A 17,546-nucleotide genomic window follows, 5' to 3' on the forward strand; every position below is an offset into this window, starting at 1 on the left:
ATGTCCTGTACTGGTTCATGAACCGATATTAACCCCAAACCCAACAACCTAGATAGGCGTTTTCGCATTTATCGTGAAACGCTTTTCGCGTTTTTCGTGCGCCGCTTCGTAAACGATTAACGACTTCAATATTATCCTACTCAGACCAACTTTATATTAATAGATTTTAACGTTGATGCAGATGAAATTTTTCAATATTTGCAAACAAAAGGTTATATCGTCCGCTCCGGAAAAGCTCTTGGCTTTCCGACTGCTGTAAGAATTACGGTGGGATCTTCTGAAGAAAATGAAGGTGTTCTTAAGGCATTAAGTGAATTTCTGGAAGCGAACTGACGAGAGCGGTTCTCTTTAAACTAGGGGGAAAAAACATTGAAAGGCCGGGTTTTTGTTATTGGCTTAGGGTTAATTGGCGGTTCCTTAGCATTATGTATCAAGAAGGAACATCCTGAAGCTGTGATTGCAGGATTTGATATCAATAGTGAGCAGGCAAGGCTGGCAAAAATGCTGGGTGTCATTGATGAAATAGTAGAAAATATTAATGATGGCGCCATGGATACTGATTTAATAATTATTGCTGCACCTGTAAATGAAACCAAAGAGATTATACAGCTATTATCCAAACTGCCACTTCACCCCGAAGTGATTGTGACGGATACAGGCAGTACGAAAAGAAGAATTGTGGAAAGTGCAGCAAGCTTAAGGCTAAAGGGAATTACGTTTATTGGAGGCCATCCAATGGCCGGCTCTCATAAAAGCGGTGTTTCTGCTGCAAAAGAAATCTTATTTGAAAACGCATTTTATCTATTAACTCCGGACGACGATGTAGAAGCGGCAGCTGTTGCACGTTTAAAAGATTGGTTATTGGGGACAAATGCTAAATTCTTAACGATGACACCGGAAAATCACGACTATCTTACAGGGATAGTAAGTCATTTTCCGCATATTATTGCAGCCTCAATTGTTCGGCAAACCGAAAAACTTGCGGAAGCGGAAAGCCTTATTCCCCGGCTGGCAGCAGGAGGATTTAGAGATATCACGCGTATTGCTTCAAGTAGTCCGGAAATGTGGAAAGATATCCTACTACACAACCGAGAAACTTTAATTGACCTTCTCAATCAGTGGCAGGACGAAATGAATGGAGTAAAACTGCTGCTAGAAAAGGAAAACAGTGATGAAATTTTCGCTTATTTCAAACGAGCAAAGCAATTCCGCGATGATTTACCACAGAAGGAAAAAGGTGCAATCCCCGCATTTTATGATTTGTATGTTGATGTACCCGATTACCCTGGTGTAATTTCAGAAATAACGGGTTATTTAGCGAAGGAGAAAATCAGTATCACAAATATACGCATCCTCGAAACACGTGAAGATATTAATGGCGTTTTAGTCATTAGCTTTCAAACAGAAGAGGATCGGCAAAAAGCAGAAAAATGTATTGGCAATTATTCCCGCTTTGCCACTTCCATTGGTTTCTAAAATGATTGTAAGTAGGTGTTTCTTAAATGGCTTTAAAAAAACTAATGACTAATATCAATCGGTTAAATGGTGAAGTAACCATTCCGGGAGATAAATCAATCTCACATCGATCGGTTATGTTTGGATCTATCGCGTATGGTGAAACGAAAATTACTAATTTTTTGCCAGGCGATGATTGTTTAAGCACGATATCCTGCTTTCGAAAGCTCGGGGTATCAATTGAGGAATCAGAGAACGAGATTCGAATTACGGGAAATGGGTTTGAAGGTTTAACAGAACCTGATGCAATATTGGATGTAGGCAATTCCGGGACTACTATTCGTTTATTAATGGGGATATTGGCAGGAAGGCCATTTTTCTCCACGGTGGCAGGTGATGAATCAATTGGTAAAAGGCCAATGACAAGGGTAACGGGTCCTTTAACAAAAATGGGAGCAAGTCTTGATGGGCGAAAAAACAGTGCCTTTACTCCTATTTCGATTCGTGGCGGACAGTTAAATCCGATCCATTACGAGCTCCCTGTAGCAAGCGCACAGGTAAAATCAGCTCTAATTTTAGCAGCCCTGCAGACAGATGGGGAAAGTACCATTATCGAACCTGCTGAAACCCGGGATCATACAGAGAGAATGATTCGAAAGTTTGGCGGAGAAATCGACAAAGATCATAAAGTGATAACCGTCAAAGGTGGACAAAAATTGACAGCGGCGACAATTCATGTTCCAGGGGATATTTCATCAGCGGCTTTTTTCCTAGTGGCTGGAGCCATTATTCCCGATAGTGAAATTGTTTTAAAAAATGTCGGCCTCAATCCTACTAGAACGGGAATCATTTGAGGTAATGAAAAAAATGGGAGCAAACCTCGAGATTGTTCAAAAGGATGATCAATCTTTTGAGCCGGTTGGGGATCTTATCATTAAAACCTCTAAATTAACAGGTACGGTTGTTGAAGGAGATTTAATCCCAAAACTTATTGATGAAATTCCGATTATTGCCCTTCTGGCAACCCAGGCAGAAGGAAAGACGGTTATTAAAGATGCAGAAGAATTAAAGGTAAAAGAAACCAATCGAATTGATACTGTTGTAGATGAATTAAGAAAGTTAGGAGCTTCGATTGAAGCAACCGATGATGGAATGGTCATTTACGGAAAATCGAATTTACACGGTGGAAGTGTTCTAGCCACGGTGATCACCGCATTGGTATGATGCTCGCAATTGCTGCGCTTCTTTCTAAGCAAGATGTAGAACTTGAACAATCAGAAGCAATATCTGTTTCATATCCGAACTTCTTTGCCCACTTAAATATGCTAATCCACTAAAAGCTGCAATATTTTGCAGCTTTTTCTCTTTTTTATTGTTGGACTTGCATAGTTTTTGTTTTTTCGCATAGCTTGTCTTAAAGATGGGAATTGGGTGATAGGGACGATGTATATTATTGAAAATGCCAATATCCTTAAAGATAAAGAGCTTCACACACAGTCAATGTTAATAAATGAAGATCGAATAACTGCAATTAAAACAGGATTCAAACACTATCGACTAATGAAAATGAATGCTGAATCCTATATTATGACCCCGTCATATGTCCTTTTAAGTTCGGATATTCCGTTTCAAGGAACATTTCAAGATGTTAAGACCTTTTTAATTAATCATTTCTTGTTAAAGGGATGCACCACGCTGTTAACTTATACTGAAATATCCTACGAAAAAGAGCTTACTGAAAAAATCATGGAAGTGAAAACTGCATTAATAAGCAGCCCAGTCGATTTTATCATTGGTGTTAAAATCCCGGTACGGCTTATTACACCGTCTTTTATCAGAAGCTGTAAGAGGGAGAAGATTCCAGCTATCTTCGTGGATCTTCAGGAACAGGACGAATTAGAGGGTATTCCTTGGGGATGGATAAGGGAAGCAATGTTTCCATTTAACAGTCCATTTATTCCATTAATTTCTTGTCCGCAAAAGAAGGAAGCGAAGGTCATTCTGTCGAAATGGAATAATAACATGCATAAAGAAAAGATTCCTGCTTTATATGAGGAAGTTGTTGAAAAGGAGCCACTACCTATTCATGTCTTAAATAAAATCGGATTATACCCGCAAAAAGGGAGCCTAATGAACGGAACAGAATTAAGTTATAACCTTTATGTAAAGGGAAGAGAAATCAAGAATGTTGATGAATCAAGTTTATTTCATTATCATAGTGATAGACTAGTAGTTACTGTCCACAAAGGAAAGGTTGTCCGCTCTGGGAAACAGGTTTTATTTAAACCTGGATTTGGAGAACATGTTAAGGTGAGAACCCCATCTTATTTTTCAGTATAAATCAGGGGAACGTGAGGTATAAGCCAATGGATCGAGTGAATAAAATTATCTATATGTTAGAAAACGGCCAACATAATGAGGCCTTAAATGAATATAATGTTGTATTAAAAAATGGCAGCCATGAAGAAAAGTTTCTCCTTGGAGAAGAATTGTACCAATTTGGATTTTTAGATGAGGCAAAGACGCTAGTCGAAAATTTATTAGCAATTTACCCTGAAGAGGGCGAACTTCTTGTACTGCTGGGTGAAATATTAGTGGAGGCTGGGGAAGAAGAGGAAGCGATACTTGTCTTAGAAAAGATTTCGAAGCAGGATGTATATTTTGGACAATCATTATTGTTATTGGCGGATCTATATCAGGTTCAGGGTCTTTATGAAGTATGTGAAAGAAAGCTGCTGAAAGCTAAAGAATTATTACCAGATGAGGTCATTATCGATTTCGCATTGGGCGAGCTTTATAGTGAGAAAGGTGAAGTAATTAAGGCAATGAATGCTTTTGAAATAGTTTTAAGAGAAGAAAACGAGATAGCCGGCGTCAATATTCATGGGCGGATGGCTGACCTTTTAAGTGCTTCTGGAGCTTTTGAGGAGGCTCTTGCCTATTATGATAAAGCGCTGGATGAAAAGTTAGAGATTAACACGCTATTCGGTTATGCATTTACTGCTCTTCAGGCAGGATATAATCGGACAGCGATTGAAAAGTTTAATGAATTAAAAGAGCTTGACCCGGAATATCATTCACTGTATTTACATTTGGCAAAAGCGTATGAACGGGAAGAAGAGCTGGAAAACAGTTTACAGGCTATTAAAGAAGGTATTAAACAAGACGAATTTAACAAAGAATTATTTTTCTATGGTGGGAAAATGGCTTTAAAGCTTGGAAAAGTGGACGAAGCAGAACAAAATTTTCGTGAGGCACTTGCCTTGGACCCGGGCTTTATTGAAGCCGCGCTTACGTTAAATAAGCTTCTTTTTCAACATGAACGATTTGGGGATGTTATTGAGTTAATTTCCCAGCTTGATATTTTGGAAGAAGAAGAACCCCAGATTCTATGGGATACTGCACATGCTTATCAGAAACTCGAAGAATTTTCATACGCATTAGACAAATATGAAAATGCATATACTTTTTTTAAGAATAATGAAACCTTTTTACTGGATTACGGATATTTTCTAATTGAAGAAGGAAAAAACGACCGAGCCGCCGAAATTTTTAAACAGCTGCTAATTGAAGATCCAACAAACGTCGAGTATATCGATTTGCTCGAACGTTTAACAAATTAAAAGAATAAAAAAAGCTGATTATGCAGAGGAGGGAAACTATCATGGCAACCCCTGTTTCTGTCAACGAGAAGAAAGACTTTATTCGCTGGTTTTTAAATCATTATCAATTAAAGAGAAGAGAATGTGTATGGATACTCAATTATTTAATGAGCCACGATCAACTAATGGAAAAGGTTCATTTTGTTGAGCAAGCACAGTATTGTCCACGCGGTTTGATTATGTCAACGCATTGTGTGGATAAAGTACCATTTCGATTTTATAAAGAAAATGTCATGACAACTGATGCTGAAAAATCCTTTCATGATATTCGGCTGAATCGAGACGAAGATATTTTTATTCAACTTAATTTTCATGCCTCCAATCAGGCACACCAATATGCAGCTGTTCTTGAAGAAAATCCATTTGTTCCGAGACATTTACAAGTGAATGAAAAGGATGGAATTGTTGCAGAACAATTGTTACAACACAGTATTGAACGTTTTCAACGTGAAAAATTACTGCAATTAATTGATGAAGCTCTAGATCAACAAGATCGAAAAGCATTCCAGATGTTAACTGAAAAATTAAATAAACTTGCAGTTACTGAGAAAAAAGGGAGTTTGCGCTAAGCAGACTTCCTTTTTTCTGCCTATTTTACTTTACCTTTTCTTATTTTAGGAGATAATGATATTATTGAAGTAGTGAAAGAAAAAGGATTGGTGCATAAAATGAAGTGGATTCCTCAAGATATAGAGACATACTTAAAAGCTAAGGAGTATGTAGATACAGCAGTAGTACCATTATATTCGGTATCAGTCGGGGGTGAAATGAAACAATCAGCGGCAACGGCAGAATTTATCACACTATTAGCTAGTCATTTGGAAAGACAATTTACAGGAAGAATTTTATTATATCCTCCCTTTACATATCTGAAAAATGATAATAATGAAAAAATATTGAATGATTTATTGAAATGGGAGGAAAACATTGCGGAAGGTGAATTTAAACACATATTTTACATAACCTCTGAGCTTGATTGGCGCATGCATGAAGACAAGCTAGGAGGATCGTTAATTTGGTTGCCTTCACTTCCGCTTGAGCACATGAATGATTCTCAAAAAATGGAAATGATTGATAGCCAAGTTAAACAGCTTTTAAGTCTTTTTACCCAAAAATGGCATGAAAATGCATAAAACTCTTCAGAATATATGTTTTTAAAATAGTATGATATTGACCTTATTTGCAGATTGATATATCATTGTTATGTCCTAGTTTTATATGTGTTTAATAATTGTCCGTTGGACTTAAACTTGTGAATAGAGGGGGGGACAAGCATGAGTAAAGAGCGCGTTTCAAGACGACAATTTTTAAGCTACACTTTAACGGGTGTAGGAGGTTTTATGGCTGCAGGTATGTTAATGCCGATGGTCCGATTTGCTGTGGATCCTGTATTAAAGGCAGAAGCTGGCGGAGATTTTATTGCCACAAAGCAAAAGGTTGCTGATCTAACAGATGAACCGGTTCGTGTTGACTTTACCTATAAGCAAGTGGATGCCTGGTATGAGTCAGATGTAACGGAATCTGCTTGGGTTTATAAGGAAAAGGATAAGATTGTAGCCTTATCGCCTGTCTGTAAACATTTAGGCTGTACTGTTAACTGGAATTCTGACAAGGAGCACCCAGAACAATTCTTCTGTCCATGCCATTACGGGCGTTATACGAAGGATGGAACAAATGTTAAAGGTACACCGCCACTGGCACCGCTTGATGTATATCCATACAAAGAAAAAGATGGTTACCTTTACTTAGGAAAAGCGAAACCACGGAAGGAGGCGTAATCATTGTTAAACAAAATTTACGATTGGGTAGATGAACGTTTAGATATTACGCCTTTGTGGCGCGATATCGCAGACCATGAAGTACCGGAGCATGTTAACCCAGCGCATCATTTTTCGGCGTTTGTATACTGCTTTGGCGGTCTGACATTCTTTGTAACTGTTATTCAAATTCTTTCCGGCATGTTCTTAACCATGTACTATGTACCGGATATTAAAAATGCTTGGGAGTCAGTTTATTATCTTCAAAATGAAGTTGCTTTTGGACAAATTGTACGTGGTATGCATCACTGGGGTGCGAGTTTAGTACTTGTAATGATGTTTTTACATACATTACGCGTCTTTTTCCAAGGTGCTTATAAAAAGCCTCGTGAATTAAACTGGATTGTCGGAGTATTGATTTTCTTCGTCATGTTAGGATTAGGATTTACAGGTTATTTATTACCTTGGGACATGAAAGCGTTGTTTGCAACAAAGGTTGGTCTTCAAATCGCCGAGGCAACTCCATTCATTGGCAGCTATGTCAAGGTACTGCTTGCAGGTCACGAACATATTGTAGGTGCACAAACCTTAACTCGTTTCTTTGCTATCCACGTGTTCTTCTTACCGGCAGCGTTATTTGGATTAATGGCGGCACACTTCATTATGATTCGTAAACAAGGTATTTCCGGACCGCTATAAAAATCGGTTTTATTCTGTAATTTTTTCTAATCTTTACGGAAAAAGGAGGGGGATTGCTCAATGCATCGCGGTAAAGGTATGAAGTTCGTTGGTGACTCACGTGTTCCTGCACTTGAATCACGGAAGACGATGCTTCCAAAAGATTACTCAGAATATCCTGGTAAAACAGAGGCATTCTGGCCTAACTTCCTTTTGAAAGAATGGATGATAGGTGCCGTTTTTCTTGTCGGCTTTCTATGTTTAACAGTTGCACATCCGGCTCCGCTTGAAAGGATAGCGGATCCGACTGATACTGGCTATATTCCATTACCAGACTGGTATTTCTTGTTCTTGTATCAATTGCTAAAATATACTTATGCATCTGGTCCATTTACGGTTGTCGGAGCTATGATTATGCCGGGCCTAGCGTTTGGAGGCCTATTATTAGCACCGTTCCTAGATCGCGGACCGGAGCGTCGTGCTAGAAAGCGCCCGCTTGCGACAGCATTTATGCTATTAGCATTGGCTTCTATTGTATTTTTAACTTGGGAATCCGTTGCGACACATGACTGGGCTGCAGCTGAACGTCAAGGTAAAATCGTTGAAAAAGTCGAAATCGATAAAACGAATGAAGGATACAAAATTGCTAGTGATAATACCTGCGTAACTTGCCATGGCGATAGTTTTCAAGGTGGTGCTGGTGCTCCATCATTAGTGGGTATCGGTTTATCCGCAGAAGAAATTGCCAAGATTGCCAAAGAAGGTAAAGGCGGAATGCCTGCAGGTATCTTTAAAGGTGACGATGAGCAGCTTAAGAAGCTATCTGAGTTTATCGCAGGTCTTGGTAAATAAGAAACATAAAAAAGAAGCTGACGAAAGAATCGTCAGCTTTTTTATTCTAGTTAATTTTCTTACATAATGATGGAAAGAGGTGTGCCAATGCGCTCGATTTATCCTCTCTTAGCTAATCGGTCAGTTCTTAAACTTTTACTTCTTATTAATATTGCTGGAACTATTTATGGGTATTATTGGTATGGATGGCAGCTTAAAGAAACTCCGGCGATTTTTCTGCCTTTTGTACCTGATAGCCCAACTGCCAGCTTATTTTTTGTTTTTGTCCTTATTGCTTTTTTACTGCGGAAAAACTGGCCATTAATTGAAGCGCTCGCAATTGTTACACTTTTTAAATATGGAATTTGGGCCGTGGTCATGAACATTCTTGTGTATTTTGTTCAAGGTGAACTCGACTGGATCGGGTATATGTTAATTTTATCTCACTTTGCAATGGCTGTTCAGGGAATCCTATATGCACCATTTTACCGGTTTAAGTGGTGGCATTTAATAATAACAGCTATTTGGACACTTCATAATGATGTCATTGATTATGTTTTTTTTATGTTGCCAAGCTATCATATGCTTGATCGTTATACACCGCAAATTGGCTATTTTACCTTCTGGCTTTCGATTCTTTCATTAGCTATTGCTTATTATTTTGCAATTAGGTCAAAAAGGTTTAAACTAAAAATAAATAAGTGAAGATGGTCTAACCTTGTCCAACCCTACATACATTTTATTAGTAATGAAAGGGGGGACAAGGATTGAAAATCAGATGGTTATTTTTTTTAGCAATTATCATTATGCTCACTCCCATAACTGTAAATGCTGAACAGCAATCGCCAATGGAGAAGCTGGATGATATCTCCGATGAGGCTCTTCAAATGGTGAAGTTTCAACGATATGAAGATGCAAAAAAATTGCTTGATTATTTTTCAGACCAATTTACGAGCATTTCTGGGACAACCAAGCCCCTATCAATGGACGAGGTAAGAATTGTTCATACCTCGCATGATGAAGCGATGGAAGCAGCCGTAAGTCCCACTATGAAATATGAGGAAAGAATAAATAAACTAACAAAATTTCGTCTTGTTATTGATGCAATAGCGACTAGCCATCAGCCTTTATGGACAGAAATGGAAGAACAAATCATGACTGCCTTTCACCAAGCTAAAGATGCTGCAGCAAATGGTGATACCGCTCATTTTCATACAAACTTTAACACTTTTTTATCGTTATATAACGTTATTTATCCTAGTATGAAAATAGATGTACCTGTAGAAAATATTCAAAGACTAGATGCACGAATTGATTTTATTGATGAATATCGTTCCCAAATCGTTAATAATTCAAAAAGTCAAGAGGAGCTGAATGCACTTGACACGGATTTAAAAAATCTTTTTGCCAATATGGAAGAGGATGAAGCAGACCCTTCACTATGGTGGGTCATAATATCTACAGGAAGTATTATAATTATGACATTATCATATGTAGGCTGGAGAAAGTACCAGGGCGATAAAGAACCGAAGAAAAACCGGTCAAGAGACTTAAAGGATTGATGCGACTAATCGGCTATACTTGAGACCAATAACACCACGAGCTGATTTGGAGGGTCATTATGTATTACCTTATTTATTTTGCTATTATCGTGTTAATTCCCTTATGGGCGCAGATGAAGGTCAAAAATACGTTTACAAAGTATTCCAGGGTACCGACATCCCGCTATCGTACAGGTGCTGAAATTGCGAGGGAAATCTTAAATTCAAATGGCTTATTTAATGTTGGAGTTGAACAAGGACATGGGTTTTTAAGTGACCATTATGATCCTAGAAGTAAAACTGTCCGCCTTTCACCTGAAAATTATCTTGGGTCTTCAATTGCATCTGCGGCTGTTGCAGCGCATGAATGCGGACATGCCATTCAAGATGCGGAAGGTTATGCTTTCCTAAGGTTCCGACATCTGTTAGTTCCTGTGGCTAATTTTGGATCCAATGTTTCCTGGATTCTTATTATGATAGGAATCTTTGCTCATTTGAGCGGGATGCTGTTAATAGGAATTGTGTTTATGGCAGCAGCAGTTCTTTTTCAAATTATTACATTACCCGTTGAATTTAATGCATCAAGCCGGGCTATGGACCAAGTCGTATCTCTCGGGTTAATTGGTAATCAAGAAGAGAGGGAAGCCAGAAAAGTATTAAACGCAGCTGCCCTGACCTATGTTGCCGCAGCAGCGGTAGCCGTACTGGAATTATTAAGGCTTGTCCTAATCTTTACCGGAATGAATAGAAATAATGATTAAAAAATGCAATGTCCACATCTAGCGGACATTGCATTTTTTTTAGTCTGTAATCGGCATTTTATTTTCATCTAATGTAAAACCTTCGCCATGGACATCATGTACAACTGATACGGAAATAAATGCATGCGGGTCAACAGAGGTGATTATGTTTTTTAAACGGATTAATTCATTTTTAGCGACTACACAATATAAAACATCACGTTCATTTTTAGTATAGGATCCATATCCCCGCAGAGCAGTAACGCCCCGTTCCATTTCCTCCATAATTTTATTTGCAATTTGCTCATTATTTTCTGAAATGATCATCGCACCACGTGCAGAGTATGCCCCTTCCTGCATGAAATCAATCACTCTTGCACCCACGAAAACAGCTACAAGCGTATACATAGCTTGTTTGTAATTTAGGTATGTAAATAAAGAAAGGGCAATTACACATGCATCGAATAAAAACATCGTTTTGCCAATATTCCAGCCGGCATACTTTTGGACAAGCCGCGCGATGATATCGACTCCGCCTGTTGTTCCACCATATCGAAAAATTACCCCTAATCCAATACCAGTAAAAACACCGGCAAATAGGGCTGCTAAGGTTAAATCATGCTGCAGGGGCATATCAATTGTATTTCGCTGGAAAATCCATAAAAAAACCGAGACTCCGACAGTTCCAATGATGGTATACAAAAATGCATTGCGGCCCAACAGCTTCCAGCCAATAAAAAATAGCGGAATATTAAGGATTAAGTTCGTGTATGAGGGGTCCCAGTCAACCAGGAAATAAAATAGCAAGGTTATTCCTGTAAAGCCCCCTTCGGCTAACTTATTTTGCATATTAAAATTAACTAATCCGAACGACATAATAGCCGCACCTAAAAGGATAAATAATATGTTCTTTATTTTAAGACCTAATATCATAACTTTCCTCCTCTTCCATATATTTCTCTACTTCAGCGGTTTTTATTATAGCGAATTACTAGTGCTAGAGCAATGAGAAGTGGAAAAGAGTCTGATTGAAACGAAAACATTTGTAAATCGGCTATAATTTAGCTAACATAAAAAAGGAATATAATTAAATTTTGATTGATTTAGTAAGAGAGGTGGAAAGAATGACCAATAGAAAGACGATGCAGGATTTGCAACTGGAAGTAGATACATACATAAGTCAATTTAAAGAAGGTTATTTCAGTCCCCTTGCCATGCTTGCAAGACTCACCGAGGAGCTTGGGGAGTTAGCTAGGGAGGTAAATCATTATTATGGGGAGAAGCCGAAAAAATCCAGTGAAACTGAAAAAGCAATTGAAGAAGAACTTGGAGATGTGCTTTTCGTCCTTATATGTTTTGCCAATGCCTTAAACATTGATTTAGAAGAGGCACATAATTATGTTATGGCAAAATTTAATACTAGGGATAAAGATCGTTGGACAAGAATCGAAAAGGATATAATGGAGTGAAAAATATGGAAACTATTAATATTATCATTGCTGGACCCAGAGGCCGTATGGGCAGTGAAGCGGTAAAATTAGTAACAAACACAGAACATTTTAATTTGGTGGCTGCAGTAGATCACAAGTATAATGGAATGATGCTAAGCGATGTGGCTGGCTTTAACGAAATAGCCAATGTGCCAATTTATACAGATATTGAAAATTGTCTTCAAAACGTTGCAGCAGATGTATTAATTGACCTGACAACCCCTGAAGTAGGCATGTATCATGCCAAGACAGCGCTCGAATATAATGTCCGTCCGGTTGTTGGAACCACTGGCTTTTCTCAGCAAGATTTAGAGGAGTTACAGCGTATTTGTGATGAAAAAGAGTTAGGTTGTATAATTGCACCGAACTTTGCTATTGGTGCCGTCTTAATGATGAAGTTCTCACAAATGGCTGCTAAATATTTTCAAGATGTTGAAATTATCGAAATGCATCATGACCAAAAGCTTGATGCCCCTTCAGGGACAGCAGTTAAAACAGCAGAAATGATATCTGCTGAAAGAGAAATGAAAAAGCAGGGTCATCCAAATGAAAAAGAAACATTAGAAGGCGCAAGGGGAGCTGACTATAATGGAATGCGTATTCATTCTGTCCGCTTGCCAGGACTCGTCGCCCATCAACAGGTTTTATTTGGAGCTGATGGACAGACATTAACCATTCGGCACGATTCCTATCATCGCGGATCCTTTATGTCCGGTGTCAAGGTTGCCGTTGAGACAGTCATGAAGCAAAATACATTTGTTTACGGACTTGAAAATATTTTAGGTTAGGGGCTAGTTTTATGAATATCGCATTAATTGCACACGATCAAAAGAAAGACGACTTAGTCCAATTTGTTACAGCCTACCAGGCAATATTTGCCAAGCATACTCTTTTCGCAACAGGAACAACTGGTTTGCGTATAAATGAAGCAACCGGATTACCGGTAACGCGTTTTAAATCAGGTCCACTTGGGGGAGATCAGGAAATTGGTGCTTTGATCGCTAAAAATCAGATGGACGCAATTTTCTTCTTTCGCGACCCTTTAACAGCGCAGCCCCATGAACCGGATGTAACAGCTCTCGTAAGACTTTGTGATGTATATTCGATTCCGCTTGCGACCAATATGGGTACGGCCGAATTACTAATAAGGGGTCTTGAGTTGGGTTTATTGGAATGGAGAAATGTCGTCCACGAGAATGGTGAAGGAAATGGAAAATAACCACTTAGACATACTGGCATTTGGTGCCCACGCGGACGATGTGGAAATCGGTATGGCGGGAACAATTGCAAAATTGGCGTCAATGGGAAAGCGAATTGGCATTTGCGATTTAACAGATGCTGATCTTTCCTCAAATGGTAATCCCAGCCTAAGGAAAGAGGAAGCTGCCCGGGCGGCTGAAATTTTAGCAGTACCATTGCGCACCTCACTGGGTTTTCCGGATAGAGGGTTACTTTTGAATGAAGCATACATAAACAAGATTGCTGGTGTTATTCGGAGATTCAAGCCACAAGTGGTGTTTGCTCCGTATTTCGACGACCGTCATCCCGATCACGGAAATTGTGCTCGTTTGGTAGAGGAAGCGGTTTTCTCTGCAGGCATCAAAAAGTATAGAACAGATAAATGGAACGAGCCTCATCGCGTTATAAGAACCTATTTTTATATGATTAATGGCTTTCATAAGCCTGACTTTACCATTGATATTTCAGCATTTATCGATAGAAAGCTAGCGGCTTTACGTGCTTACAAAAGCCAATTTGAGTTAACAGACCAAAGTATCGATACACCGCTGGTAAACGGTTATATTGAAACAGTGGAGGCAAGGGAAAGAATGTTTGGAAAAATGGTTGGAGTAACCTATGCCGAAGGCTTTAAAACGAAGGTTCCCCTTCTTTTGAAGGATGATTTGATAGGAGATTAGTGATGCGGAAACTAAAAATAGGGATTACTTGTTATCCAACTGTGGGGGGTTCAGGTGTTGTTGCAACGGAACTCGGGAAAATGCTTGCTGAAAAGGGGCATGAAATTCATTTCATCTCATCGAGCCTCCCTTTTCGATTAAATAAAATGTACCATAACATTTATTATCATCAGGTTGAAGTGAATCAATATTCGGTTTTTCAATACGCACCTTATGACATTGCATTAGCCAGTAAAATGGCAGAGGTAGCGAATCGGGAAAAATTAGATATTTTGCATGTACATTATGCCATACCACATGCGGTTTGTGCGATCTTAGCAAAGCAAATGTCAAACAGAAATTTTAAAATTGTCACAACCCTACATGGAACGGATATTACAGTATTAGGCTACGATCCATCGTTAACAGATGCAATTAAATTTGGTATTGAAAAATCAGATGCAGTAACAGCTGTTTCCAATGCACTAGTTAATCAAACATATGAGCTCATCAATCCGGATAAACAAATCGAAACGGTTTATAATTTTATTGATGAACGAATTTATCATAAAAGTGCTGCGGCATCTTTAAAAACGCAATTGCAGATTAAAGAAGAAGAAAAGGTCATTATCCATGTCTCTAATTTTCGCGCCGTTAAGCGGGTACAAGATGTGGTGAAAACCTTTGCCAAAATTTCAGCCGTCATGCCGGCAAAATTACTGCTGGTTGGGGACGGACCTGAGATGACAATCGTTTGTAAACTTGTCAGGAAACTTTCGATCGAGGACCAGGTTATTTTCCTTGGCAAACAAGAAAATCTCGAGGAACTGTATTCTATCAGTGATTTAATGCTGTTATTGTCTGAAAAAGAAAGTTTTGGCCTTGTTGCACTCGAGGCAATGGCTTGCGGAGTTCCTTGTATAGGGACCAATGTTGGAGGTATACCGGAAGTGATTCAACATGGCGAAACCGGATATTTATGTAAGGTTGCTGACGTCGAGGATATAGCGGGAAAGGCCATTTCGCTTTTAAATGATCGCAAGCTCCATCATCAATTTTCAAGTCACTCTATACATATCGTAAAAACAAAATTTAAGGCTGAAAAAATCCTCGAACAATATGAGCAGCTTTATTTTAAGCTGTTGAATTAAGGTGAATGAAATGAAGGAACCATTTTTATCTGCGATTCCCGTCTTAGAAAAATTAGAGGATGCAGGATATGAGGCTTATTTTGTAGGCGGCTCGGTAAGAGATTATCTCCTGCATAAGCCAATTAGTGATGTAGACATTGCCACATCAGCTACACCCGAAGAAGTAAAAGAAATTTTTCAGAAAACAGTTGATATTGGTATTGAACATGGAACGGTTCTCGTGTTGTTCAATCATCAATCATATGAAATTACCACCTTTAGGACGGAAGGGGACTATCAGGACTACCGAAGACCAAAAGAGGTCTCATTTATTCGTAATCTGAACGAAGACTTACAACGCAGGGATTTTACGATGAACGCGATGGCGATGGATCGAAATGGTATGCTCATAGACCCTTATAACGGGCAAGCAGCCATTAAGAACAAAGTAATCCAGACGGTTGGTTCTGCAAATGACCGTTTTCAGGAAGATGCATTAAGAATGATGAGGGCGGTCCGGTTTGTCAGTCAGCTATCTTTCTCAATCGAAGATGAAACACTTCGGGCATTAAAACGGCTTGCCTCCTTGCTTAATAATATTGCTGTTGAGCGGAAGAGAGTGGAGTTTGAAAAGCTCCTTGTTGGAAAAGATTGTAACAATGCGATTAAGATTTTACTTGATACAAATTTATTTTCCTTTTTACCGGGTTTAGCTAATCAGAAAAAACAGCTTGCTCAATTGACGGGCCTTGAATCTAAGGGGCTAAATAAAAAAGAAATGTGGGTATTACTTCTTTATTGTTTAGAATGGAAGGGAAAATCAATTGAGCCGTTCTTACGAGAGTGGCGTCTGCCTGTAAAAGAAATAAGAGAAATTCAGCAAATATTGGATTTTGCCGGTAAAAGGCTTGAACATGAATGGTCCGTTTATGATTTATATGCTGCCGGAAATGACACCATTCTCTCTACTGAAAAGCTTTTCAACGTAATAAAAGGGTCAAAAGAAATTGAAACAGTTCAACACTGGTTGGATGTATATGAACAACTCCCGATTAAGAAGCGTTCTGACATGGCTGTAACAGGCGGTGACCTAATGAACTGGTTTAATCAAAACGGGGGTCCATGGTTGAAAGAGACTCTCCTGAAAATAGAGCAAGCAATTGTAGATAACCAAGTAGTAAATGACAAGCAGAAGATTAAGGAGTGGCTATTGACGTGCAGTCAGAAATAAGAAAGAAGCTGCTAGATGCCTTTACAGATGCTGGCGAGTCCTTTTTATCAGGCCAACATCTAGCTGAACTAATTGGCTGCTCAAGGACGGCAGTTTGGAAGCATATTGAAGAATTAAGAAAAGACGGCTTTGAATTAGAGGCAGTTAGAAATAAAGGATATCGGATTGTAAAAACTCCCGAAAGAATAACAGCGGACGAAATTCGGCTGGGCTTAACAACTGACTTTATCGGCAGGAACATCCATTATGAAGAAAGTGTAGAAACTACACAAAAAATTGCTCATCAGTTCGCGAATGATGACGCGCCGGAAGGAACCGTTATTATTGCTGAAGAACAACGTTCCGGGAAGGGAAGAATGAACCGGGAATGGCATTCTCCTAAATATACAGGAATTTGGATGAGTCTTATTCTTAGACCAAACATTCCCCTCATTAAAACTCCCCAGCTGACGCTTTTAACAGCGGTTGCCATTGTTCAGGCAATGGAGGAGGAGACCGGTTTGCAGCCTGAGATAAAATGGCCTAACGATATCTTATTGTCCGGCAAAAAAGTGACTGGAATCTTAACAGAACTACAAGCGGAAGCTGATCGCATTCATTCGATTATTATTGGGATCGGAATTAATGTGAACCAAGCCAAAGAAGATTTCCCAAGTGAGCTGCAAGAAAAGGCAAGTTCGCTATCAATTGAAAAAGGCGAGCTAATTTCCCGAGCAGGATTAATCAGAAGTATTTTCAAGTATTTTGAAAAATTATATTTACTTTATTTAGGACAGGGTTTTTATCCAATTAAGCTGCTATGGGAAGGCTATGCTGTCAGTATCGGAAAAATCCTAAGAGCAAGAACATTAACAAATGTCATCGAGGGAAAAGCACTGGGGATAACCGATGATGGAGTATTAAAATTGGAGGATGAAACTGGTTTCGTTCACCATATTTATTCTGCCGATATTGAGGTTTAATCCATGCTTGCGCTTTACTTATACAATGTAATATAATTTCCTTGGGCAGTATCTTCCTAGAACTGCACCTTTCTGTGAACCAAACTCATAATTAAAAAGGTTTCTGCCTAGATCCGTATAACGGACCGGGACAGAGGGATGGAACATGCAAAAGAGTAACAAAGATCCTCT

The 17,546-nt window shown here is 38.9% G+C and carries 19 protein-coding genes and 2 pseudogenes; 20 read left to right on the top strand and 1 reads right to left on the bottom strand.

Annotated features, from left to right (window positions below):
• Window positions 1-123 precede the first annotated feature (123 nt).
• The 13 genes and pseudogenes from ACO1D1_RS05270 to ACO1D1_RS05330 form a co-directional block, all read left to right on the top strand.
• Window positions 124-333 (top strand): annotated as a pseudogene (locus ACO1D1_RS05270) (aminotransferase class I/II-fold pyridoxal phosphate-dependent enzyme); the annotation flags it as partial.
• A 36-nt stretch (window positions 334-369) separates the two neighbouring features.
• Window positions 370-1,476, top strand: coding sequence for a prephenate dehydrogenase (locus ACO1D1_RS05275; protein WP_423335207.1), 1,107 nt, complete (start codon window positions 370-372; stop codon window positions 1,474-1,476).
• Between the two features lie 26 nt (window positions 1,477-1,502).
• Window positions 1,503-2,792: pseudogene (aroA, locus tag ACO1D1_RS05280) on the top strand (3-phosphoshikimate 1-carboxyvinyltransferase).
• 106 nt (window positions 2,793-2,898) lie between these two features.
• Window positions 2,899-3,795, top strand: coding sequence for a hypothetical protein (locus ACO1D1_RS05285; RefSeq protein ID WP_149870793.1), 897 nt, complete (start codon window positions 2,899-2,901; stop codon window positions 3,793-3,795).
• A gap of 26 nt (window positions 3,796-3,821) precedes the next feature.
• Window positions 3,822-5,078: a tetratricopeptide repeat protein gene (locus tag ACO1D1_RS05290; protein ID WP_149870792.1), complete on the top strand. Its 1,257-nt coding sequence runs from the start codon at window positions 3,822-3,824 to the stop codon at window positions 5,076-5,078.
• A gap of 41 nt (window positions 5,079-5,119) precedes the next feature.
• Window positions 5,120-5,686 (top strand): ReoY family proteolytic degradation factor, encoded by a 567-nt coding sequence (locus ACO1D1_RS05295; RefSeq protein ID WP_149870791.1) that lies wholly within the window; start codon window positions 5,120-5,122, stop codon window positions 5,684-5,686.
• A 72-nt stretch (window positions 5,687-5,758) separates the two neighbouring features.
• A complete protein-coding gene (locus tag ACO1D1_RS05300) occupies window positions 5,759-6,250 on the top strand; it encodes a YpiF family protein (RefSeq protein ID WP_317845666.1) in 492 nt (163 codons plus the stop codon).
• A 141-nt stretch (window positions 6,251-6,391) separates the two neighbouring features.
• Window positions 6,392-6,895: a ubiquinol-cytochrome c reductase iron-sulfur subunit gene (locus ACO1D1_RS05305; RefSeq protein ID WP_149870790.1), complete on the top strand. Its 504-nt coding sequence runs from the start codon at window positions 6,392-6,394 to the stop codon at window positions 6,893-6,895.
• A 3-nt stretch (window positions 6,896-6,898) separates the two neighbouring features.
• Window positions 6,899-7,573 (top strand): menaquinol-cytochrome c reductase cytochrome b subunit, encoded by a 675-nt coding sequence (gene qcrB / locus ACO1D1_RS05310; protein WP_149870789.1) that lies wholly within the window; start codon window positions 6,899-6,901, stop codon window positions 7,571-7,573.
• A gap of 60 nt (window positions 7,574-7,633) precedes the next feature.
• On the top strand, window positions 7,634-8,404 hold the full coding sequence (locus tag ACO1D1_RS05315) for a menaquinol-cytochrome c reductase cytochrome b/c subunit (protein WP_149870788.1): 771 nt from the start codon (window positions 7,634-7,636) through the stop codon (window positions 8,402-8,404).
• An 87-nt stretch (window positions 8,405-8,491) separates the two neighbouring features.
• A complete protein-coding gene (locus ACO1D1_RS05320) occupies window positions 8,492-9,088 on the top strand; it encodes a DUF1405 domain-containing protein (protein WP_149872743.1) in 597 nt (198 codons plus the stop codon).
• A gap of 62 nt (window positions 9,089-9,150) precedes the next feature.
• Window positions 9,151-9,945 (top strand): sporulation protein YpjB, encoded by a 795-nt coding sequence (gene ypjB / locus ACO1D1_RS05325; protein WP_149870787.1) that lies wholly within the window; start codon window positions 9,151-9,153, stop codon window positions 9,943-9,945.
• A gap of 59 nt (window positions 9,946-10,004) precedes the next feature.
• The gene (locus ACO1D1_RS05330; protein ID WP_190284671.1) at window positions 10,005-10,685 is read left to right on the top strand and encodes a zinc metallopeptidase; all 681 of its coding nucleotides are present in this window, start codon (window positions 10,005-10,007) and stop codon (window positions 10,683-10,685) included.
• Window positions 10,686-10,724: 39 nt separating this feature from the next.
• On the opposite strand, the gene ACO1D1_RS05335 is transcribed toward ACO1D1_RS05330, so the two are convergent.
• Entirely contained in the window at window positions 10,725-11,597 is an 873-nt protein-coding gene (locus tag ACO1D1_RS05335) for a YitT family protein (RefSeq protein ID WP_149870785.1), read from the bottom strand.
• Window positions 11,598-11,788: 191 nt separating this feature from the next.
• Here ACO1D1_RS05335 and ACO1D1_RS05340 point away from each other — a divergent pair, with 191 nt between their 5' ends.
• Genes ACO1D1_RS05340 through ACO1D1_RS05370 form a run of 7 tightly spaced genes read left to right on the top strand, consistent with a single transcriptional unit; the run spans window position 11,789 to window position 17,375 of the window.
• A complete protein-coding gene (locus tag ACO1D1_RS05340; RefSeq protein ID WP_149870784.1) occupies window positions 11,789-12,133 on the top strand; it encodes a nucleotide pyrophosphohydrolase in 345 nt (114 codons plus the stop codon).
• A gap of 5 nt (window positions 12,134-12,138) precedes the next feature.
• The gene (dapB, locus tag ACO1D1_RS05345; RefSeq protein ID WP_423335208.1) at window positions 12,139-12,942 is read left to right on the top strand and encodes a 4-hydroxy-tetrahydrodipicolinate reductase; all 804 of its coding nucleotides are present in this window, start codon (window positions 12,139-12,141) and stop codon (window positions 12,940-12,942) included.
• Between the two features lie 11 nt (window positions 12,943-12,953).
• Complete coding sequence (gene mgsA / locus ACO1D1_RS05350) at window positions 12,954-13,373, top strand: methylglyoxal synthase (protein ID WP_149870782.1); 420 nt, start codon at window positions 12,954-12,956, stop codon at window positions 13,371-13,373.
• Window positions 13,363-14,073 (top strand): bacillithiol biosynthesis deacetylase BshB1, encoded by a 711-nt coding sequence (gene bshB1, locus ACO1D1_RS05355; RefSeq protein WP_149870781.1) that lies wholly within the window; start codon window positions 13,363-13,365, stop codon window positions 14,071-14,073. The genes mgsA and bshB1 overlap by 11 nt, the downstream gene beginning before the upstream one ends.
• Before the next feature lie 2 nt (window positions 14,074-14,075).
• On the top strand, window positions 14,076-15,203 hold the full coding sequence (gene bshA, locus ACO1D1_RS05360) for an N-acetyl-alpha-D-glucosaminyl L-malate synthase BshA (RefSeq protein ID WP_190284670.1): 1,128 nt from the start codon (window positions 14,076-14,078) through the stop codon (window positions 15,201-15,203).
• Window positions 15,204-15,213: 10 nt separating this feature from the next.
• Window positions 15,214-16,413, top strand: a complete 1,200-nt coding sequence (locus ACO1D1_RS05365) for a CCA tRNA nucleotidyltransferase (protein ID WP_149870779.1) — start codon at window positions 15,214-15,216, stop codon at window positions 16,411-16,413.
• Window positions 16,398-17,375: a biotin--[acetyl-CoA-carboxylase] ligase gene (locus tag ACO1D1_RS05370; RefSeq protein ID WP_149870778.1), complete on the top strand. Its 978-nt coding sequence runs from the start codon at window positions 16,398-16,400 to the stop codon at window positions 17,373-17,375. Before ACO1D1_RS05365 ends, ACO1D1_RS05370 begins: the two co-directional genes overlap by 16 nt.
• Window positions 17,376-17,546 lie beyond the last annotated feature (171 nt).

The sequence above is a fragment of the Neobacillus sp. 19 genome (genome assembly GCF_049463095.1).
Taxonomy (GTDB): domain Bacteria; phylum Bacillota; class Bacilli; order Bacillales; family Cytobacillaceae; genus Neobacillus.